This window comes from Methylacidimicrobium sp. B4 (assembly GCF_017310545.1).
Taxonomy (GTDB): domain Bacteria; phylum Verrucomicrobiota; class Verrucomicrobiia; order Methylacidiphilales; family Methylacidiphilaceae; genus Methylacidimicrobium.
The window spans coordinates 2,137,999-2,158,168 of sequence record NZ_CP066203.1 but is presented as its reverse complement, the minus strand read 5'-3'; the positions used below and the strand labels follow the sequence as shown (position 1 = coordinate 2,158,168).

The 20,170-nt window shown below is 62.2% G+C and carries 19 protein-coding genes and 1 tRNA gene; 6 read left to right on the top strand and 14 right to left on the bottom strand.

Annotation, left to right across the window (positions count from 1 at the left end; all coding sequences use genetic code 11):
• Positions 1 to 6: 6 nt before the first annotated feature.
• Entirely contained in the window at positions 7 to 507 is a 501-nt protein-coding gene (gene coaD, locus MacB4_RS10085) for a pantetheine-phosphate adenylyltransferase (RefSeq protein ID WP_206863691.1), read from the top strand.
• Here the strand turns inward: coaD and MacB4_RS10080 are convergent.
• Entirely contained in the window at positions 497 to 985 is a 489-nt protein-coding gene (locus MacB4_RS10080) for a hypothetical protein (protein ID WP_242529236.1), read from the bottom strand. The two genes, coaD and MacB4_RS10080, sit on opposite strands and share 11 nt — an antisense overlap.
• A 68-nt stretch (positions 986 to 1,053) precedes the next feature.
• On the opposite strand from MacB4_RS10080, the gene acpA reads away from it, so the two are divergent.
• The gene (acpA, locus tag MacB4_RS10075; protein ID WP_206863690.1) at positions 1,054 to 2,481 is read left to right on the top strand and encodes an acid phosphatase; all 1,428 of its coding nucleotides are present in this window, start codon (positions 1,054 to 1,056) and stop codon (positions 2,479 to 2,481) included.
• Positions 2,478 to 2,915, top strand: coding sequence for a bis(5'-nucleosyl)-tetraphosphatase (locus tag MacB4_RS10070; protein ID WP_206863689.1), 438 nt, complete (start codon positions 2,478 to 2,480; stop codon positions 2,913 to 2,915). Before acpA ends, MacB4_RS10070 begins: the two co-directional genes overlap by 4 nt.
• Here MacB4_RS10070 and MacB4_RS10065 read toward each other — a convergent pair.
• Genes MacB4_RS10065 through MacB4_RS10055 form a run of 3 tightly spaced genes read right to left on the bottom strand, consistent with a single transcriptional unit; the run spans position 2,912 to position 6,013 of the window.
• Complete coding sequence (locus MacB4_RS10065) at positions 2,912 to 3,094, bottom strand: hypothetical protein (RefSeq protein WP_206863688.1); 183 nt, start codon at positions 3,092 to 3,094, stop codon at positions 2,912 to 2,914. The two genes, MacB4_RS10070 and MacB4_RS10065, sit on opposite strands and share 4 nt — an antisense overlap.
• Positions 3,087 to 4,937, bottom strand: coding sequence for a glycosyltransferase family 39 protein (locus MacB4_RS10060; protein ID WP_206863687.1), 1,851 nt, complete (start codon positions 4,935 to 4,937; stop codon positions 3,087 to 3,089). Before MacB4_RS10060 ends, MacB4_RS10065 begins: the two co-directional genes overlap by 8 nt.
• 50 nt (positions 4,938 to 4,987) lie before the next feature.
• Positions 4,988 to 6,013, bottom strand: a complete 1,026-nt coding sequence (locus MacB4_RS10055; protein ID WP_206863686.1) for an HlyD family secretion protein — start codon at positions 6,011 to 6,013, stop codon at positions 4,988 to 4,990.
• A gap of 78 nt (positions 6,014 to 6,091) precedes the next feature.
• Here MacB4_RS10055 and MacB4_RS10050 point away from each other — a divergent pair, with 78 nt between their 5' ends.
• Both MacB4_RS10050 and MacB4_RS10045 read left to right on the top strand, forming a co-directional pair.
• Positions 6,092 to 6,727 (top strand): TetR/AcrR family transcriptional regulator, encoded by a 636-nt coding sequence (locus tag MacB4_RS10050; protein ID WP_206863685.1) that lies wholly within the window; start codon positions 6,092 to 6,094, stop codon positions 6,725 to 6,727.
• Positions 6,728 to 6,855: 128 nt separating this feature from the next.
• Positions 6,856 to 7,470 carry a DUF2062 domain-containing protein gene (locus MacB4_RS10045; protein ID WP_206863684.1) on the top strand — a complete coding sequence of 205 codons (615 nt, stop codon included), beginning with the start codon at positions 6,856 to 6,858 and terminating at the stop codon, positions 7,468 to 7,470.
• On the opposite strand, the gene MacB4_RS10040 is transcribed toward MacB4_RS10045, so the two are convergent.
• From MacB4_RS10040 to MacB4_RS10025, 4 genes are all read right to left on the bottom strand, one after another.
• Positions 7,409 to 9,208 carry a DUF4340 domain-containing protein gene (locus tag MacB4_RS10040; RefSeq protein ID WP_206863683.1) on the bottom strand — a complete coding sequence of 600 codons (1,800 nt, stop codon included), beginning with the start codon at positions 9,206 to 9,208 and terminating at the stop codon, positions 7,409 to 7,411. The two genes, MacB4_RS10045 and MacB4_RS10040, sit on opposite strands and share 62 nt — an antisense overlap.
• 9 nt (positions 9,209 to 9,217) lie before the next feature.
• Positions 9,218 to 10,699 (bottom strand): GldG family protein, encoded by a 1,482-nt coding sequence (locus MacB4_RS10035; RefSeq protein ID WP_206863682.1) that lies wholly within the window; start codon positions 10,697 to 10,699, stop codon positions 9,218 to 9,220.
• Between the two features lie 10 nt (positions 10,700 to 10,709).
• Complete coding sequence (locus tag MacB4_RS10030; RefSeq protein ID WP_206863681.1) at positions 10,710 to 11,459, bottom strand: ABC transporter permease; 750 nt, start codon at positions 11,457 to 11,459, stop codon at positions 10,710 to 10,712.
• A 121-nt stretch (positions 11,460 to 11,580) separates the two neighbouring features.
• The gene (locus tag MacB4_RS10025; RefSeq protein ID WP_206865033.1) at positions 11,581 to 12,516 is read right to left on the bottom strand and encodes an ABC transporter ATP-binding protein; all 936 of its coding nucleotides are present in this window, start codon (positions 12,514 to 12,516) and stop codon (positions 11,581 to 11,583) included.
• A gap of 73 nt (positions 12,517 to 12,589) precedes the next feature.
• Between MacB4_RS10025 and MacB4_RS10020 the strand changes: the two genes are divergently transcribed.
• A complete protein-coding gene (locus MacB4_RS10020; RefSeq protein WP_206863680.1) occupies positions 12,590 to 13,360 on the top strand; it encodes a ParA family protein in 771 nt (256 codons plus the stop codon).
• Here MacB4_RS10020 and MacB4_RS10015 read toward each other — a convergent pair.
• The 6 genes from MacB4_RS10015 to MacB4_RS09990 form a co-directional block, all read right to left on the bottom strand.
• The gene (locus MacB4_RS10015; RefSeq protein WP_206863679.1) at positions 13,349 to 13,822 is read right to left on the bottom strand and encodes a hypothetical protein; all 474 of its coding nucleotides are present in this window, start codon (positions 13,820 to 13,822) and stop codon (positions 13,349 to 13,351) included. The genes MacB4_RS10020 and MacB4_RS10015 overlap by 12 nt on opposite strands.
• 177 nt (positions 13,823 to 13,999) lie before the next feature.
• Positions 14,000 to 14,076 (bottom strand) — tRNA-Arg (locus tag MacB4_RS10010).
• A 102-nt stretch (positions 14,077 to 14,178) separates the two neighbouring features.
• Positions 14,179 to 14,712: a ferritin gene (locus MacB4_RS10005; RefSeq protein ID WP_206863678.1), complete on the bottom strand. Its 534-nt coding sequence runs from the start codon at positions 14,710 to 14,712 to the stop codon at positions 14,179 to 14,181.
• 88 nt (positions 14,713 to 14,800) lie between these two features.
• Entirely contained in the window at positions 14,801 to 15,202 is a 402-nt protein-coding gene (locus tag MacB4_RS10000) for an FKBP-type peptidyl-prolyl cis-trans isomerase (RefSeq protein ID WP_370569365.1), read from the bottom strand.
• A gap of 123 nt (positions 15,203 to 15,325) precedes the next feature.
• Complete coding sequence (locus MacB4_RS09995) at positions 15,326 to 17,095, bottom strand: tetratricopeptide repeat protein (protein WP_206863676.1); 1,770 nt, start codon at positions 17,093 to 17,095, stop codon at positions 15,326 to 15,328.
• Positions 17,096 to 17,292: 197 nt separating this feature from the next.
• Positions 17,293 to 20,037: a TonB-dependent siderophore receptor gene (locus MacB4_RS09990; RefSeq protein ID WP_206863675.1), complete on the bottom strand. Its 2,745-nt coding sequence runs from the start codon at positions 20,035 to 20,037 to the stop codon at positions 17,293 to 17,295.
• Positions 20,038 to 20,170 lie beyond the last annotated feature (133 nt).

Sequence of the window (20,170 nt, the reverse complement as noted above, 5' to 3'; positions counted from 1 at the left end):
CCCCCCATGCCCTCCCGCAAGGCGCTCTATCCGGGAACCTTCGACCCGATCACCTTTGGCCACCTCGACATCATCGAACGGGCGCAGGCTCTCTTCGATGAGGTGGTCGTGGGTGTCGCGGCGCAATCGACCAAAGCTCCCCTTTTTCCTCTCGCGCAGCGCGTGCGGCTCGCCGAGCAGGCGGTGGCCGCCTTTCCGCGCCCGGTGCGCGTCCTTCCGTTTCATGCCCTGACGGTGGACTTCGCCAAGGAGCTCGGGATTCACGCCGTCATCCGGGGACTCCGGGCGGTTTCCGATTTTGAATTCGAGTTTCAGCTCGCGCTCATGAACCGGAAGATCGCGCCAGAGATCGAAACGGTCTTCCTGATGCCGCGCGATTCGTTCATCTACCTGAGCTCCTCGCTCGTCAAGGAAATCTCCCGGCTCGGAGGGCCCGTCTCCTGCTTCGTTCCGAAGCCGGTCGAGGAGGCCCTGCGCGGGACGTTGACGGCCAAGGTCACCGACTGATCAGGTCTTCCAGCGCGTCATCTACCCGAATGTCGATCAGCTTCCAGGCCTCTTCGGGGCGATAGTAGACAAATCGCCAGCGGAGCGGCTGGAGATCGAGATCCAGGAGATAGGTCACCACGTAGAGGCGGCCACCGACCGCCCGGGTGTCGTATGGTTCGAATCCGGTCGCTTTCCCATAGTAGGTAAACGCCTGCGCGGTCTTGTCCATCAGCACCGAGACATTCTCATGCCGGCTGCTCAGCCGGCTCGTGACGAGCAGGTCCTGGAACGCCTTCTGAATCTCTCCGGCGATGAGATCCTTGAAGAACCGCTCGACGAGCGCGCGAAGCTCGGGGATCGGCGCCTGCGCATTGGGCTCCCCATGCGTGCGGAGCGGCGGAAGATCGCGCACCTGCGGGGACGGCGCCGCTTGGCCCCAGCTGTGCACCGGTCCCAACCCCCCGAGTACGATCAGCCCCGCAGCCCAGCGTGACATCCACCGGGAAGAGGCGCCGGCCGCTGCGCGCTTGCGTTCCCGAAAGCTTTTCTCCATTCTCACCTTCCATGCTCCGGCTGAGGCGGTTCTTCGCTGCGGTCGCCAGGCGGACGAGCGAGTGGTGCGCTCCGGCCTCCCGTCTTCTCCTTCGTGGAATTGCCGGCCTCCCGCTTGCGGGGATCGCCCTTGCGGCGAATGAAGCGCCCGCTCCCGCACCCCCGATCGATCATGTCGTCCTCCTTTACCAGGAAAATCACAGCTTCGATAATCTTTTCGGAGAGTTTCCCGGCGCCGACGGTATTCCCAAGGCTGCGGCGGCGGGGGTGCAAATCGATCGTTTCGGACTCCCCTACGAGCGTCTTCCGCCGGTCCGGGAGGGTCAAAGTGCGGATCGGCGATTTCCGAGGCACCTTCCCAACCATCCCTTTCCCCTCCTCTCCTACGTTTCCCTGCGCGACGCGATTCCTGACCCGATCCATTCCTTCTACCGGAACCAGCTTCAAATCGCCGGCGGCGTCGGCAGCGGCTACGTCGCCTGGGGAACGACCGGCGCCCTGCCCATGGGCTATTACGCGACCGATCGGCTGCCGATCTATCCGATCGCCCGGGAATACACCGTGCTCGACCATTTCTTCCAGGCCGCCTTCGGAGGCTCCTTCCTCAACCATATGTGGCTCGTGGCCGCCCAGACTCCTTCCTGGGCGCATCCTCCGGCGGAATGGGTGGCCGAACCCGCCTTCGATGAGGATGGCCATCTCGTCGGCCTGAGGCGCGATGGAAGGGTCACCCCGGACGGCTATGTCGTTGGCACCGTCGAAGGGGCTGGCGCCCCGCACCGCCCCTCCACTCCGGTGGCACAGCTCCTTCCTCCGCTTTCCATGCCGACGATCGGCGACCGACTGAGCGAAGCGGGGGTGAGCTGGGCCTGGTACTCCGGCGGATGGAGGGATGCGCTCGCCGGACATCCGGCGCCCACCTTCCAATTTCACCACCAGCCCTTCGCCTACTTCGCCCGCTACGGTCCCGGCAGCCGAGAGCGGACGCTCCACCTCAAGGACGAAAGCGATTTCCTGGCTGACCTTCAGAGCGATCGCTTGCCTTCGGTCTGCTTCATCAAGCCGCTCGGCATCCAGAGCGAGCACCCCGGTTATTCCAACGTGGAGGAAGGGCAGAAGCATGTCGTCTCCCTCATTCGGGCCATCCAGGCCTCCCGCTACTGGCCCCGCTGCGTCATCCTCCTGACCTACGACGAATATGGAGGCTTCTGGGATCATCTTCCACCGCCGCGGGGGGACCGGTGGGGTCCCGGAACCCGGATCCCGGCCGTGCTGATCTCGCCCTACTCCGAAAAGGGCGGGGTCGATCACCACGTCTACGACACCACCTCCTTCCTCCGCTTCCTGGAATGGCGCTTCGGGCTGCCTCCACTGGCGGACCGTGACGCGGCCGCAACCAATCTGCTCGAAGCCCTCCACCTCCCCGGGCGGCAGCGGTGAGCCCGAGCCTCTCCGCACCCCGTCTCTCCGCCGGTGCCATCGTCTATCATTGGAAAGGAAGGGAGCCCCGCTACCTTCTCCTGCGCGCCTTTCGCCACTGGGACTTCCCGAAGGGGGTCGTGGAGCCGGGCGAGGAACCCTTCGCCGCGGCGCGTCGCGAAGTTTTCGAGGAAACCGGGATCCGGACTCTCCGCTTTCCTTGGAACGAAGAGTTTCGAGAGACCGCACCCTATGGCCGAGGGAAGATCGCCCGCTACTACCTGGCCGAAACTCCAACCAGCAACGTCACTCTGGGCATCAACCCCGAGCTCGGGAAGCCGGAGCATCAGGAATTTCGCTGGGTGGCCGCCGAAGAGGCCCGCCAGCTGCTGCCGCCGCGCCTTTCGCCGATCTTCGAGTGGGCCCACGACCGAATCACCGGCGGAAGCGTCTAATCCTCCGGATCGTCCTCGAGGAGAGAATCCGATCCAATCCAGCGCCCGGATGTCCCCTCGACGGCAAGGTAGAATTGGGTCTGCTCCTCTTTGGACATCTGATCGACGATGCCCCTCCACCGTTCGTCTTCTTCCTGGAAGAGGCGAATCGCCTCTTCCATCTGCTCTCGACTAATCATGGTCCGGAAGACCTCCCTGCAGACGATTTACGGCCAAGACCCGCGTTCCGCAACGGAGAACGATGCTCCAGCTCGGAGTTTTCTCATCCAAGATCCGCTTCCAATGCTTCATGGCCGACTCTTCGCAGATCCAATAGACCGTCCGCTCTCCCGCCCAAAGCTCGAGAAACTCCGCTTCCGAGAGGTAGAGCTTCCGGCCTTCCGGCGAGCTCCGCAACGAGAAGGAGGAGGCCGATGAGGAGTGAACCCAGTATACCCGGTCGCCTTGGAGATAAAAAAAGAGGCTCGAGGAAAAATTGGGTTCCCCGTCCGCAACGATCCTCCGATCCGTCGTCGCGAGCCTGTTGAGATAGCGAGCGATCTTCTCGGAGGAGAAGTAATCGCCCATCAGCCGAAACCCTGCCCCGGCCTCTTTCAGGGGCAGAAGCATGGCGAGGGCGAGACAGATCCCGGATGCGAGCCGCTTTCCGTGCCAGGCGAGCCAGAGCCCGGCCGTCCCTCCAAGGAAGAGGCTGGCGCTCGCCCACAGCAAAAGCGGCACGAACGCCCGCCAAGTGTTGAAGGAAAATCCGAAGATCGCCGCGAGGAAGTTGTCCCGCTGATCGACCGGAGACGCAACGATCGAAGGACGGCCAAGACCCTCGTTCGTCCCGTAGGCGATGCCCGCAATCGCCGCAGCCACCGCGAGTCCGGCGACTGCGGCAAACGGGATCCAAAACGTCCAATGAGGGCGGCCTTCCCGGACCTCGCAAAACGGACGAGCCAAAAGGAGGGCCAATGCGGGAAAGCAGCCTAGCGCGTAGTAGTCCTGCAGCGAGGACGGAAGCAGAGAAAGAAAGGTGAGGAGGATCCAAAGTCCGAGCAAGAGCCCGACCGGCTGCTCCTCCAAAACTGCGGGAGCCGCTCTTGGGACGGGGAAGAGGACCGAGAAGAGGAGAGCCCCCCCAAAGAGGCTCCAGGGGAGGAGGAAGATGATCTGCTCGCCCAGGAAGATCGGCAGGTGGACCGTTCCCGCATCCGGAGGGATTCGATGGTTGACCGCATGGCCGAGCTGCTCGTTACCGAAATGTTCCTGGAGGAATCCGGGAAGTCTTCCTTCCATGGCCAGATACCATGGAGCAACGAGGAGGAGGAAGAGAGCGATGCCCTGCCACGGAAAGAGGTGCCGAACCTCCTTCCGTAGGGTCCGGGAGAAGAGCGCCAGGAGCCCAGCGACCAACAAAGGATAAATGAGGGCATGCAGGCCCTTGGCCATCGCCCCGAAGGCCATCGATGCCCAGAGGCCGATCCCATAGCGATCCTTCTCTTTTCCGGTCAGGGCCTTCCAGAGGAACCAGAAGCTCCAGGCGATCGAGGCTGCGAGGAAGATCTCGGGCATGATGATATGGCCGAAGACAAAGGAACCGAATGCCGTGCCCAGAATCAGGGCGGCCATCTGCCCCAGGCTCTGCCCCCCGAGAGCGGCCCCGAGGCGATAGGTCGCCGCCATCCAGAGGAGGCTGGCCAGCGCCTGGGGCAGCCGCACGGCAAGCTCGTTTTCCCCGAAGAGGCTCGTGCTGAGCAGGATCAGCCAGTAGACCAGCGGGGGCTTCTGGCAGCGGGGCATGCCGTCGAGCGTGGGAACGATCCAATCTCCCCGCGCCCGCATCTCGTGCGCCGCGCCGGCGTAGAGCCCTTCGTTGTCATCAAAGATAACCGGGCTCCCGCACTCGAGCAGGTAAAGAGCCCCCAGGGAAGCAAGAGCAAAGAGCCCCACACCCCTCCCCGAGGGAGAGGGGCGCACAAGGCGATGCAGGAAGGGCTGAAATCGGTACAAGCGCCTCTTGAACGACTCGATCTTCACCTCAAGTGCCGAGCCGCATCGGCTTTGCACCGAAGGGAGCGTAGAAGGTTTCAGCCACCTTGAGAACCGTTTTTTCCTCGGCGGGCAAGCAGGAACGCGAGCAGAATCCCCGTCAGAGCCCCTGCCATCGCCGCCAAGGCCTCCCAGACGGGCGTCGCCGTAATCGTGCGGATCTGAACCGAAGGGACGACCGACATTCCGGGACCCACGGTCTCTCCCGGGAGAATCGGCTCATCGAAGAGGATCTTCACCGGGACCCGCTGCACCACCTTGACATAGTTCCCCGTAGCGTTTTCGGGAGGCAGCAGGCTGAACTGGGCACCGCTGCCGCGCTGGAGGCTATCCACGTGCCCTTTGTACCGATGGTCCGGATAGGCATCGATCCGGAAGAGCACGGGCTGGCCCGGACGGATCTCCGTCAGCTGCGTCTCCTTGTAGTTGGCCACCACCCAGACGTGGGAAGGTACGATCGAGAAGAGCGTCTCACCCACTTGAACATACTGCCCCTTTTCGACGGTTCTCTGCGTAATCCGACCGTCTTCCGGGGCGAAGACCCGCGTGTAGCCCAACTGCAGCTCGGTGAGGCGAAGGTAGGCCTCGGTCGAGAGCTTCGCGGCCCAGGCGCCATCGAGCTGCAATTGCGAGACCGAGGCGCTGCGCACCAGCTGCGCCATCCTTTTCCATTCGGTGTCAGCCCAATCCCGGTTTGCCTGCGCCAAGGCTACCCGCGCCTGGAAATCCCTCGGGTCGATCTCGATGAGGAGCTGGCCCTTTTTCACCTCCATGTTGTCATCGATGTGGTAGCCCACGACATGTCCCGCGACCTTGGGCGAGACCCGGATCATGTGGCCAGCGATAAACGCGTCGTCGGTCGTCTCGCTCGCAAGGAAGGAGACAAGAAACCGAAGTGTCAGGACCGCTCCGACTCCGCCGACCAGCGCCCATAGGAGAAATGCCGCCCACCCGCGCAGGCCCGAAGCGCGAGACGGACGTGCGCTTGCCGAATCCCCTCGCTCCGGAGACGTGCCGCTCTTCGCGGGAGCGGCCGGCTCGGTTTCATTGCGAGAGAGTGCCATATCGGAGAGCTTCGACGGCGGGATCGGATCTTGACGTGGAGTGAAAGTAAATGATTACTTATCTAGCCCCGCTTGTCCATGTCAACCTCTCTTCCTCCGGTCCGTGCCTCGGGGAGCCGGGACAAGATCATCGCTGCCGCGACCTCTCTCTTCGCGGCGCACGGCTTCAAGGGGACCACCACCCGGATGATCGCCGACCTGGCGCAGGTCAACGAAGCGCTCATCTACCGCCACTTCCCGAGCAAGGAGGGGCTCTACGCGGCCATCATCGAAAAAAAGATCGAGAAGCTCGCCCCGCTCCTCGAACGGCTCCGCCGCGCCGCGGATACGAGCGACAGTCCGCAAACCATCCTCCGAGAGATCGCCCGGGAGATGTTCGCCTCGGTCGAAGACGATCCGCAATTCTTGCGTCTCTTCTATTTCAGCGGGCTTGAGGGCCACAGCCTTTCGCGAATGTTCTTCGAAGCCTATATCGAAATGTTCAACCGATACCTCGGCAGCTACGTTCTCTCGCGGAGCAGGGAAGGGGTCTTTCGCCCGCTCGACCCGATGCTGACGGCCCGAGCCTTCGCCGGGATCGTCCTCCACTACCTGGTGGTGCAGACGATCTTTCCCGAAGCCGAGCGGCTGCGCGACCGAGAGAAGGCGATCGATACCTTTGTCGATATCTTCCTGCAAGGGATCCTTCCGCGCTCCCTGGACATTGGGGCTTAGCCGCAGCCCAGGGCTTGCCTTTTCCAGCGTAAGCGAAGATGCTAGATGCGAGCATTTCGATGCTCGCATTTGGGTAGAAGGAAGAGTGCCCAGGAGGAAGCGGTCTTCCTCCGTCGTGTCCGCGCATCATGAAATTGCGCCTTCGTCAGCTTCGAGCCCTTGTCCAGGAGCACGCTCGCCATCCCCACAAAAAGCTCTTCCACCTCCGTGCCGATCCTTTCCCGATCGCCCTTGGCTTCGCCATCGGCATCTTCTACGGGTTCACCCCTTTTTTTGGATTCAAGACGGTTCTGGCACTCGTCACCGCCTGGCCCCTGCGGGCCAATCTGATCGCCGCCGCCCTGGGGGTCGCCGCCCATGACATCGCCTTGCCTTTCGTACCGGGGCTCCTCTGGATCGAATACCAGATCGGAGCTTTCTTCCTGGGCTATAGCCGCCATGCGCCCAACCTGCGCGTCGGACACCTCGGTTTCCGTGACGTCGTCAGCTGGGAAGGCCTGATGCGATGGGGATGGCCGATGACGCTCGGCTCGATCCTCCTCGGACTCCCGGCGGCCGGCGCGACCTTCTTTCTCGTTCACCGGGCCTTGCGGCGCTATCGGGAAAACGGCTCTCCGTCCGATGCCGGAACCGAAGGCCCAACGGCGGCGCTCCCCGGTCCCGAGGACGGGGCTCCTTCGGTCACCCGTGACCCGGAGCCGCCGGCTTCGTCGCTACCGGAACGAGCTCGCCGAGCCCCTTGAACTCGGTCGCGCCAAGCTCGAAGGCCAGCGCTTCCCCCTCGACCTGCGCCGCCCGTCCCCCATCGGGCAGAAGCGCTCCAATACGGACGACCGTCAGCCGGGCGGCCTGGATCGTCAAGGTCGCTTCCGGCTTGCTGAGGCCGAATTCCGGCCGAAGCGGGCCGAGCCAACGCACCGCCCGAAGTTGACAGAGCTGCTGGATCACGGCCTTGGCCTGCGGGGCGGCCCCTCCCTCCGTTCCGTTGAGCAGCACTCTCCCATCGGGGGTGTTGCGGATCGAGACCGAGCCAGAAGAGAGAGAAAGCCTCACTTCCTGCACCTCCTTGGGTTGGAGCTGCACGACCTCCAAGCTCTTCCACTGCCATGCATCCTTCGGCAGCTCTTGCAACCATTGCGAAGCGATCCGGTAGACGAAGGGCTCCACCGAATTCTTGACGTAGGTGCCGTCCTTGTCGCTCCTCCCGAGAAGAAGCTGAACGGGTGCGGCCGAAGCACCTCCCGCCTCCACCGACTGAAGGATCACCTTCCCCTCCGGATGATCCAAGCCAAAGGAACGGAAATCCGACGGGACATCCTGGACGAAGCTCTTGGTTTCCAGGGACCGGAGCGAGCGTAGGAACGCCTCGGCCCGTTCCCCATCGATCACCCCTTTATAGCCCTCACCCTCGACCGTCCAATCCGATCCCCTCTTGGCGAAGGCCAGGCTCCTCCCATTCTGGTCGATCTCAAAGCGACGCACTTCGGCCACGGAAAATGACGGCACCACGTGGCGGTCCCGGACGCTGCCAAAAAAGCCTCGGGCGAGCTGCTGGACCATGGCCGCGGGAAGAGTAAAGACCGCATTCTCCGAGAGCTTCTTGGCATAGACCTCGTTGGAATCGCCGGGGACAGGCGAGCCGATGAGCAACCTCTCCTCCTTGGGCTTTTCTCCCTTCTCCTCGACCCAGATCTGGTCGCTCGGGCTCGCCAGACCGTAGGGATTCAGAGCCGCACCATCGTCGGACACGAACTTTCGAACCCGAAGGGTCGTGAGGGCGGAAAGCCATTCGTCGACCTTGGTCGCATCGGCCCGAGCCGTCAGCGGCTTGAGAAGCTGCCATTTGGTCCCCTGACGCACGACCTCGACGCTCAGCGGCGCGCTCCCGGATTGCACGACGCCGCAGCGCTCCACAAAAAGGCTATCGAAGCCAAAGACCACCCGGTTCCGTAGGTCGTCGGCCGTCTTGTTGAGCCGGTCCACCACGGCAGCATTGACGAGATAGACCGGCGCATTCGGATCCTGTACGGCCCGCGCGTAGAGGAGATCGCGAACAGCGGTCTTGCGCCCGACCGAAATTCCGTACGACTCCTTGCCGGATCGAAACTCGATCGTCAGGCTGGGTGCCGCCAGCCCCCACTGCTTGAGGGCGTCGCCGCTCCCCACCTCCTTGGCCGGGATCGTCCGCTCCGACTCCAGGAACTCGAGCTCGGTCAGGACACGGTCCACGGCGGAATCATCCGCCTCGGCGCGAATGGGTGCCGTAATCCACCAGTGGTTCTCCTTCCTCTCGAGGGTCACGGAATGGTCCGGAGCCACGATGCGCAGCCACTGTACCTCCTGGCTCTTGAAGCGGAAAATCTGCTTCTCGGTGCGGAGATGCTCCTCGGTGGACTGCTTCCCTCGATCAACCAGAGCGATGTAACCGAACAAGGCCAAGGTGACCAACAAGAGCACAAGACCGGAACGAAACGGTTTCACAAGCCGGGCCTATTTCCTGCGCGCGAAGTAGACGGCGACGCCAAGCAGGGCGCAAGCCAAGGGCACAACACCCAGCGCAAAGCTGCTCGCCGACTGTCTCTGAAATTGCGGAATCGAAAGGGAAAACTCCTGCGCCGCCTTGGGGGAGATTCCCAATGCCATCTCCCTCTTCAGCATCCAGTTGAGGATGTTCAGGAAAAAGTCGACTCCGACCCCATCGATATACTGATTGACCAGGAATGCGGACGACCCGATGGCCACGATCCGCGTTCCGGCCACATGAATGCCCTGCCCGGGAACCTCCCCTCCGTCATAGAGCATCGCCAGGGTCAGTGGTCCCGGGATATCGACACCAGCATCCCGCTTGGGATTCTGGTCGGCGACTTCCTTCGGATCGGTCTCTCCCCAAAAGACCTCGGGCGTCTGCAGCAAGGAGATCACCTTCGGGGCGTTCGGATTTCCCTTCTCCGGCAGAACGCTGAGCGAACGGGCGTCCGGCATCTGCAGGCTCAACCCCTGCAATCCACGCACCGCCGGGTGATCCGCATAATGGGTACCCAGTGCCGTGGTAATGAGAATCTCCCCCGTCATGCCTCCCACCTTCCCGAACGCGACTACTTGATCGTTATCCATTCGAATCCCGTATTTGGCAAGCAACGGCTCCAGGCCAGAAACGCTCTCCGCCCCTTCCAGGACGATGAGCTTCCCCTTCGCCTCGACATACTTCGCGATCGCTTCCGCTTCCGGGGCCCGGAAAGGAACCTTAGGGCCGGCAACGATGACCGCATCGGCATCGGAAGGAACCGACGGGAACTCTGCAAGATCGAGCGGGATCGTTTCCACATTCTCGCGCCGGATGCGAAGGTCGATCTCCCCGTATCCGCCGGGGACGCTCATGTTGCCGAACTCCCGCTCTCCGTGCCCCGTGGTCACGTAGACTTTCAGGAGCTTTCCTTCGATCAGGGAGAGAATGGCCGCGGTGAACTGCTGCTCCCCCTTGAAGCTCTTGACGCGGGGGGCTTGCCCGAGCATGGCCCCGCTCATGTCGTAATCGACGATGTCCTTATCATTGATAAACTTATGTCGATCACGATATTCGAAGATCACCACATTCTCCCGCAGATCGAACTTGAGCCGCTTTGCCAGCGCTTCCGCCCGGTCGAGGTGCAATGCAGGATCGACGTACTCGATCTGCAGCCTGTCGCCCGCCACATACTTGTACTGCCGGAGGAGGTTATCGATCTCCGTCCGGAGCGGCGAATTGTTGACCAGGCAAACGGTGACCCGCACGGGCTCGGTGAGCGAACGGAGGATGTGCACCGTCTTTTCCGAAAGCTGGTAGTACCCGCTCTTCGAGAGGTCCTGCCGGTAATAGTATTTGTAGCCCAGGTAATTCACCATCACGAGGATCGCGACTGACAAGACGATCGTCAGCGCGTTGTTGAGGCGAAGGCGGAGACGAAGGGGATGAGGAGCGGAGGGAGTCTTCATGAACGAACCGTCAAGAACGCAGCCGTCGCCACTGGAGGACGCGTTCGGTGAGGAAGAGAAAGAGGGCCGTGCCCGAAAGGGTCAAGACCAGAGGCCGTGAATCGAAGATGCCCCGGGAGAATGTGTCCATCTGATCGAGGAAGGAAAAATAGGTGACCAGATCGCGTGTCTGGCCAATCAAGCCGAGATAGACCACAAAAGAGAGCGAGAAGATCGCAAAGATCGCCCCGAAGGAGAGAATCGCGGCGACCATCTGGCTCCGCGTCAAGCACGAGGCGAAAATCCCGATCGCCAGGAAGAGGCTGCCCAGGAGCAGCAGCATGAGCAGGGAGAGCAGATCCATGCTGCCCGTCATTCCCAGAGGATGCCCCCAGAGAATCCGCAACCCGAAGAAATCGAGGGCCAGCGGAAGCCAGAGGACGCAAAAGAAGCTCATGGCCCCGACGAACTTGGCGAGAACCAGCTCCCACTCGCGGACGGGGGCGGTCAGGATCATCTCGATCGTACCGGACCGATTTTCCTCCGCGAAGCTCCGCATGGTCAAGACCGGGGCCTGAATCAGCAGCAGGAACCAGAAGAAGAAGGAGTTCACCGTCGCCTGCAGCAGGGTGAAATCCTTGATGTTGTTGCTCGTCATGTACTCGAGCCAAAAGGCGAAGTTGAGCCCATGAATCAGCGCACAGGCAAAGAGGACGATGTAGGCGGTCGGAGAGTGGAAGAAACTCCGGACCTCCCGTTGGATCAGAACCCAAAGCACCATGATTCGCTTCCCTTTTCTTCCTTGCTCACGACGACACCGCCGCTCCGAAGGAATATCCCTCTTTTCTCCGTCTTTTCCTGGAAGGAGAAGCACCACCCGCCGGCGGGCCAGCGCGGCGCACTCAATCCTGCGTCAGCTCCACGAAAATATCCTCCAGGGAAGCCCGCACACGGGACATTTCCCGAAGACGCCAGTTTTGCCTCTGCACGACCGAAAAGATCTCATCTCGAAGATCCTTGCCCCCCTTCGACGCGATCTCGAGGATCGACCATCCCTCTCGCTCCTCGCGGCAATGCACCGTTTCGACCTCCGCCAATCGGGAGAACTCCCGCCGCGCCTCCTCCGAAGGGCAAGATACCTCTACGCGAATCGCCCCCAGGCCGCCCCCCCGCACCAGGCGAGCGAGATTTTCCGCCGTGTCCGAGGCCTCGATTCGTCCGCGATGCAGGATCAATACCCGGGTACAAACCGCCTCCACCTCGCTGAGGATGTGGCTCGAAAGCAAGATCGTGTGACGCTCGCCCAAGGACCGGATCAAATCCCGGACCGCTCGAATCTGATGCGGATCCAAGCCGATCGTCGGCTCATCCAGGATCAGCAGGTCGGGCTCATGAACCAGCGCGTCGGCCAGTCCGACCCGCTGCCGGTAGCCCTTCGACAAGTTCCCGATGATCTTGTTCTTTACATCCTCGAGATGGCAAAGGCGGTTGACCGCCTCCACCCTTTCTCCCACCTTCTTGCCCTTGACCCCCTTGAGGCGAGCACGGTAGGCGAGATACTCGTTGACGCGGAGATCGGTGTAGAGCGGAACGTTTTCCGGCATGTAGCCGACGTGCCGCCGCGCTTCCAAGGACTCCGCCACGATATCGTGGCCAGCGACGGCTACTGTGCCGCCCGTCGGGGGCAGGTATCCGGCCAGGATGCGCATCGTCGTCGTCTTGCCGGCGCCGTTGGGCCCGAGAAATCCAACGATCTCTCCTTGTTGCACGGCAAAGGAGATCCCTTGCACGGCACGGAATCCCGCATATTCTTTGGTCAGGTTTTCGACCGAGATCATCATGAGAAAGAGTGCAGGCACATAAAAAACATTTTGCCGACTTGTCAAGTTTGTCGCACTGTCCCCCCCTGCAATGAACGTCATTGCGGTCGCGAACCAAAAAGGGGGAGTCGGCAAGACGACGACCGCCATTAACCTCGCCGCCTGCTTGGCCGAGCTCGGGAAACGGGTCCTCTTGATCGACACCGATCCGCAGGCGAATGCCACCAGCGGGTTGGGTGGCGTGATCGCACCGGGCGGGAGCCTTCGTCCGGTCCTCCTGGGCCAGAAGCGGCTTCGCGAGCAGATCGTCTCCACGATCGTTCCGCATCTCGAGCTGCTCCCCTCCGAGATCGAGCTCGCCGCAATCGAAAGCGCCTTTGCCGGCTCCGAGTCTCCGCTCTTCCACCTGCGGAGCGCCTTGCAGCCGCTTCGCGAAGCGCAGGACTACGAGATCGTCTTGCTCGACACCCCCCCTTCCCTCGGCCTGCTCATGGCCAATGCCCTTGCCGCCGCCGATCTCGTCCTCGTTCCGCTCCAGTGCGAATACTACGCCCTGGAAGGGCTCTCCAAGATCCTCGACCTTCTCGACAAGCTCGGCACCGTCGGCGAGGGAAGCAGGGTCCGCATGCTCGGCATCCTCATGACCATGTTTGACGTTCGAACCAACTTGAGCCAGCAGGTCGTCGAGGATGTGCGCCGCCATGTCCCGCATCTTCTCTTCCAGACGCTCATTCCCCGTTCCATCCGGCTCGCCGAAGCGCCGAGCCACGGAAAGCCGATCACCACCTACGACCCCTCGAGCGTGGGTGCCGTGAGCTATCGCCATTTCTGCGCGGAGTTTCTTGCCCGGCTATCCGCTTAGCCGCCGAAGCGTCTCCTGCCAGAGCCAGTCGCTCGCCGTCGGCTTCCCCTGGCCCGCCGAAGCCACAGACGGTGCGCGGGTGGGCTCGGGTGCGGGTGCAGGCTCCGCCATGGCGGCGACCGCGGGCAGCACCCCGCCGGAGCTCGCCTGATCGGGAAGCTCCCGGTGGAGCACCTGCTTGACACTCGCCATCGTCGACCAATGATCGTGCATTTCCGATCGGAGGTTCTGCAACTCCCCGCGCGTGCTCTGCAGCTCCCCTCGCATGGTCTGCGCTTCCGACCGGACGGTGCGGAGCTCCTTTTCCCAAGCGCCGAGGTCGGACCGCGTCTCGTGGAGATCCTGCGCTACCTCCTCCAGGCGGCGATAGAGAGCCTTCAATCGAAGCGCAATCCAGCCGATCCCGATCAACACGATGCCGACGACGGCCCCGATCAAGGCGCCCACCTGTTCCCAGCTCATTCTTTGCCTCCTTCCTTTATCCGATTTCCGGAGGAGCAAGCAGATTACCCGACTGCTCGCCAGCCCCCCGCGAGGGAACGGAATTCGCCCGATCCTGTCAAGAAACAGATTGCCCGATCGGCTCGGGAGTTGTGGCACCCTCTCCAACCGGGAGAACGGCGGGGATGGTTTCGGTCTTGGTGCACCCGGCAGGGGTCGAACCTGCAACCTTTGGCTCCGGAGGCCAACGCTCTATCCAATTGAGCTACGGGTGCACAAGGGGTTGCTTCTCAGGGACCGGGCACCAGGAAAGACTCGCCTCCGGACACCGGCGCAAGCGCGTCAGCCCCACCCTGGTGTCCGCCAGGCGATCCTTTCTATCCGCCTTCTCTCCCCGTCTCCTTAGCCAACTTCGGCTGGTCGGAGCGAGCCAAAAAATCCTCGATCAGCAAGAGGCGTTGCCCGCCGGCCCTCTGGATCATCTTGAGCAGTTGATCGACCGTCGAGACCTCTTCGAGCTGCTCCTTTACAAACCAGTGAAGAAAGGTTTCCGAGGTGAAGTCGTTTTCCTCCCGCGCCAGCCGCAAAAGCGAATGGATCTCCTCCGTGACGCGCAGCTCCCGCTCCAGGGAGAGCGCTACGGCGTGCTCGGCATCGCGGAAGTGCGCCTCGGGTGCTGGGACCGCGGGGATCGCTACATCGGTATCATTGTCGACCAGGAACTGGAGGAAGCGCATTGCATGCCCCCGCTCCTCCTCGGCTTGCTGGGCAAAGTGAGCCGCCAGCCGAGGCAAGGCCGCTTTTTCGAAATAGGCCGCGATCGCCAGGTATTGCAGGAAAGCCTCGAGCTCGCTGCCGATCTGCCGGTGGAGCTCCGGTACGATCTTGGCGCTGATGAGAGTGGTTTTCATGCCCGTATTCCTATCCTAGGCTGCAAGCAGAAAGCCTCGCTCGCAAGACAAAAGGGTTGATTTTCCGGCCACGAGGACCTGCTCTTCCCTATTCCACCTTGAGCACTTCGATCTCGAAGAGAAGGACGGCATTGGGAGGAATGACATCCCCCGCTCCGTCCGCCCCATACCCGAGCTGGGGAGGAATGGTCAGGTTGCGCTTCCCTCCCTCGCGCATGGTGGCGATTCCTTCGGTCCAGCCCGCAATCACTCCTCGCTGGCCCATCACGAAGGTAAAGGGCTTCCCGTGAGAGTGGGAGCTGTCGAAGACTTTTCCGTCTTCCAGCTTCCCCACGTAGTCGACCGTCACCCGCTTCCCCGGTTGCACCGGATTTCCGGTGCCTACCACGAGGTCGACGTACTTGAGGCCCGACGGGGTCGTCACAACCTTCTCTTCTCCTGCGCTTTCTCCCGCCCCGGATGGGGGCAGAGGCTGATCCTGTGCGTGCATAGTCTCGATTCCAAGAAAAGAGGCGAGAACGAGGGCGAGCCGAAAAGATCTCATCGCTCCGGCATCCTGCCTTCTTTTCCAGAGGTCCGACAAGCGAAAAGACGGTCGCCTCCTTCCCTCTCCTTACTGCTGCTGAGCCTGCCGCGCGCCGAGCGCAATCTGAGACCGGATCTGCTGGGCGAGTCCCGCATCCATGGTGTCGAGCTTTTGCAGCTCGAGGTCCCGCTCCGAAGGACGGTGGAGCGCCTCCTCGAGCAGGGCGAGGTTGGCGACCGGACGGACATCGCCGGGAAGAAAGGCCTCGGCCTTCTTCCAGGCCAAGGACGCCGCTTCGTAGCGGCGGATCTCCCGAAGCACTACGCCCAGGTTAAACCAGGCCGCGCCGAAGCTCGGATCGATCTCGAGCGCCTTCCGGTAGGCTTGAATGGCCGTTCGCGCATCCCGGGCCCTCTGGCTCAGCACCGCAAGGTTAAACCAACCTTCCCGGTCTTTGGGATTGAGCTGAACGACCCGAAGGAAGGACGCGCGGGCAAAAGGGAGCTGCTCGCTGTGCAGGAGGGCGAGCCCCAGGTTAAACCAGGCTCCACTGTTCTTCGGCTCGAGCAGGGTCAGCTCGGTGTAGGCGGAAGCCGCGTCTTCCCAACGCTTCGCAACCCGATAGCTCTCCGCCATCCCCGCCCAGGCGCGAACCGACTGGGGATTGAGGCGTGCCGCCCGCGTATAGGCTTTGGCCGCTTCCTCGCAGCTCTGCGATTTGAGCAGCGCCTCTCCGAGGGCTAGCCAGGCAGAAGTATGCCTGGGCCGGAAGCGGAGATAGGCGCGAAACTCATCGCACGCCTTCTCCCACTGCCGCTCCGCGAAAAAGCACTTCCCAAGGAGCAGCGAAACCTCCGCTGCCGAAGCTCCCCGCTCCTTGGCCTCCAGAAAGGCGTCGATGGCGGGACCATAGCGGCCCCGGAGCGCTTCGGCCTCCCCGAGGAGCAGCAGCGCCGACGGATCCTGCGGGAAGAAGGCGACCACCTTCTTGGCGGCAAACTCGGCCTTTTCAAGCGCCCTCCCCTGCAAGTAGGCGAACGCCGCGACGGTCCAGGCCGACGCGGACCGGGGAGCGGCCGCGACGAGCCGATCGGCCGCCGCTTCCGCTTCCTTCGGGCCAACCGCACCCTGCAGATCCCGCCACGCCGGGCTATTGGTTACCGCGGGGTCCTGCCCCCGCGCCGCCAGCTTTTCCATGCTCTGCCGCACGGCCGCCGCCTCCGCCGCCAAGTCGGCCCGATCGAGCATCTCCAGCGGCGCGCTCACACGCACCACTCCCAGGCGGTGATTGTCGGCATCCACGATCCGTACCAAGCCGACGAACTGATCCCGTTCGTTGAAGACCGGGCTCCCCGGCAGGATCTCTTCTACCTTGCCCCCCAGCCAGAGCAGCTCTCCGCTGCCGGCCGGGAGCTCCGGCGCCGGGATCCGAAGGAAGGCCGCTTCCCCCTTGGGGTCCTCCGTGCTCGGTCGAGGGACCGTAAAGGTCTCTCCACCTTCCGGTGGCAAATTGTCCGGCGCTAGGATGCGGACGGCGGAGAGATCGACCCCTTCCACCTGCAAGAGCACCAAACCCGTTCCCGGGTCCGCGGCAAGCCACCCCGTGCAGCGGATGGGCCGAAGGTTCCAGCGCTTGGCCGTAATGCGAGAGGCATCCTCCAGACCCGCTGAAACCGTAAGCAGCCGGCCATCCGCCGAAACGACGATCCCACGAAGGGCCCGCTCGCTCCCACTCTTCGTTACGACCCTCAGGTCGACCAGGCGACTTTCCCAGGATTCCGAGCCGGCAGAGACCTCGGTCGGCACGCACCATCCGACGATTCCAGCGGCAAGCAGGGCGATGGCGATTCGGCACACGTTCCGCCCGCAGCCACCCCATCTCCCATTGGTCACCCCGTCCCCCTCGCGTTTAAGCTGATATTGCGCGCCTGCGGATTCAGGGCAAGCGCGCGTTTGGATTTTCGAACCGCTCGCTCCCCCACTTCACGAGAAACGGCCGGGGCCGGTGGCCCCGCCTTCCCCTTTGGAGCAACGACCGAACGGAAACCTAGGCACTAAAACTTGAAGACGACATTCCCTTCGATCCAGAAGGGCCAGCCTGCAACGATCTCGCTCTCGTTGAAGGCGCGGCTTCCCGCCGATCCCAAGCCCGCCGGCAGCCAGTAGTTCTGATTCGTAAAGTTGTAGATATAGATCCTCGCCTCCCACTTCGGCCGCGCATAGAAGATCTGAGCATTCAAAATATACTGCGTCGGAATTTTGGCCGTTCCCAGGTAGTCCAGATATTGATCGCTCATCACGATCCCCTGCACTGTACCGCCCAACCCCATGTCGGAGGTGTAGGTGATCGTCGCACTCGCATACTGCTCCGGGAACCCAATCATGTTGTAGACTCCGGACGGAAGGCCGACATTCGTGTTGAGGGCGTACATCTGCTGCAAGGCGTATGCCGTCGAATAGTCCTGCCGCATGCTGGGTCCAGTCGAGATCGACGACCAATCTTCGACCCCGTGCATGTCGATGTATCCGGCACGCACCCACCAGTGCTTATCCGGCTGGTAGGCGATGTTCACCTCATATCCGGTGATGATCGCGGGGGTTGCCGGCAGGGCAATGTTGTTGAGCTGCTGCTCCTGGGTAAACCCGGCAGCGGTAATAAAGAGCTTGTCACTGAGCAGGTTGAACTTGATGCCTCCTTCGATCAACTGGTTCAGGAGCCGAAACGAAGCGGCGTTGAAGTTAGGTGCCGCACCGCCGAGCACGCCCACATTGTTCACATAAGACCAGTTGTAGTTGAAGTAGGCGGTCATCCAGTCAAACGGCTTATAGGTCGGGCTGATGTTGATCAAGGGCGCGATCGAGTCCTCATTGACCGATGCCGTCGTCAGCCCTGGGATCTGCGGCATTCCAGCCGGCCCCTGCGGCGTCGTATAATCCCAAAAGTAGGCCGAAGCTCGCACGCCGAAATAGAGCGCGAATTTGTCCGTGATCTGCAGATTGTGCTGCCAGAATGGCGAAATCTCCCAATAGTGGCCAAAAGTGCTTCCCCCGGAGCCGCTGAGCGGGCTGTAGTAGTAGTTCGCCGGAGCGCCGGGAACATGCCAGAGGCCGCCCGCGCCGGCTTTCGGATTGTTGACGAAGCTATTGAACTGCGTGGTTCCCGGAAGGTAGAAGAGCGCCGGGTTGGCGAGCGCGGGATTCGTCGGGTTCACGATGCTCCAGGAGTTCCCAGCGGCCCAGGCGGTGGTCGAGAAATAGTCGTCGTTGTATTGGTAGTGCCATTCGATGCCGGTATCGACCGAGCTCTTCAGCAGGAGCTTGCCAAAGACATTCTCGAGCCCTTTTTCCTCCTTGGTCTTCGGCTTCTCGGGCTCGCTGGCGAGAGGATCGAAAGTCCACCGGACCTCCGTCCGGTTGTCAAACTCATAGTCGCCCGGAGTATACATTTCCGAGTAGAGCTGCGGCTCCAACCACTCGGTCTTGGTATACAAGAGCAACGAATTGTTCACGATCTGGAGATCGTCGTTGACTTGCACCGTCTGCACGAGCTGAGCCATCCCACTGTTGGCGTTCCCGCCCCCGTAGGGGCTGTAGATCGTCGCGCGCCGGTTCACCCCCGCCAGCGGTCCCGCGTACGTATTGTAGGGGGGATTGATTGCTGAGCCAGTTACCGGTCCTCCCTGCGCGACACTGTAGGGAAATCCCGGCGCCACCCCGGTGCTATAGAGTCCGTTTTGAATCAGGTTGTTGGTCGGCCGGTTCATGAGGTCGAAGGCCTGCGGATACCAGTTATACATGCCGTAGTCGCCGTAGAAGTTGACCGAGTAGTTGTCGGTGGGCTTCCATCCGGCTGTGAAGTAGAAGTTTTGCTGCTGGTTGTACATGTACTGGTAGTAGCTGCCCTGGTCCTGACCCATGTAGGAGAAGCGCCAGGCGAGCTTTCCCTCCTTGTCGACCGGACCGCCCAGATCCGCTCCCCAGAGGTATTGCTGATACATGCCGGTCGTGTCCCAGACCCGGCCCCGGAACTGATCGAAGTAGGGCTGCTTCGTGATGTAGTTCACACTTCCGCTCGACGCCTGGGTCGCCCCAAAGACCGCGTTGGCCGGGCCCTCCTGGATGTCCATGTTCTCCACCATGTTCCAACTAAAGGGAAACATTTGAACGGCATCGTCCTGCATGGTCATCTCGATGCCGTTGATGTAGGGATTGGCCTGCCGACCGCGGATCGTCACGGCATTACCCATCCCCCAATTGAACTGCGTGTAGGCGGTGGGGAGGATGGAGGAGATCGAAAGCGGATCCATAAATCCCTGATAGGGGGCTCCCGACGCCCGGAGCAGCGTCTGGTTGACCGGCGTGATCTGCCGCGGCGCATCCATCACGTTGATTGGCGTCCCGAATGTGGAGACCACCGGAGCCGTCGTGGGCAGGATGGGGGCGTTGGGCTCCCCCGAGGTCAGGTCGGGCGAGGTCCACTCCGACTCACCCGAGACGGTCACCTCCTGCATCTCGACCGCACCTCCGCTACTCTGGCTCTTTTTCTTCGTTTCGGGCTCGGTCTGCTGGACGATCCCCGTCCATCCCGATTGCTTCGCCTTTCCACTCCCACTGACGGGGGTCTGGTCATTCCCCTGGCCGTTCTCGGTGGTTTGGCCCGTCGCCGAGCCGCTCGCCGTCGGGACCGGGGTGGAATCGCTCTCGTCCGCGTGGACCGTCCCGATCAAGAGCGCCGATGCAATCAAAAACCCGGATAGCGGAAATCCTCGTCTCTTCCTCTTCCACTCACCTCGTTTCATTCCTCGTCCTCCTCCGATGCCTCCAGATACTGTCGCGACCTCGTCTTGCCGATGCGGATTTAGGAATGCGGTATCCGCCAGCCGATCTAAAAATCGCCCGAACCTCTATGCCATAAGTCCGGGCGGAAAGGTT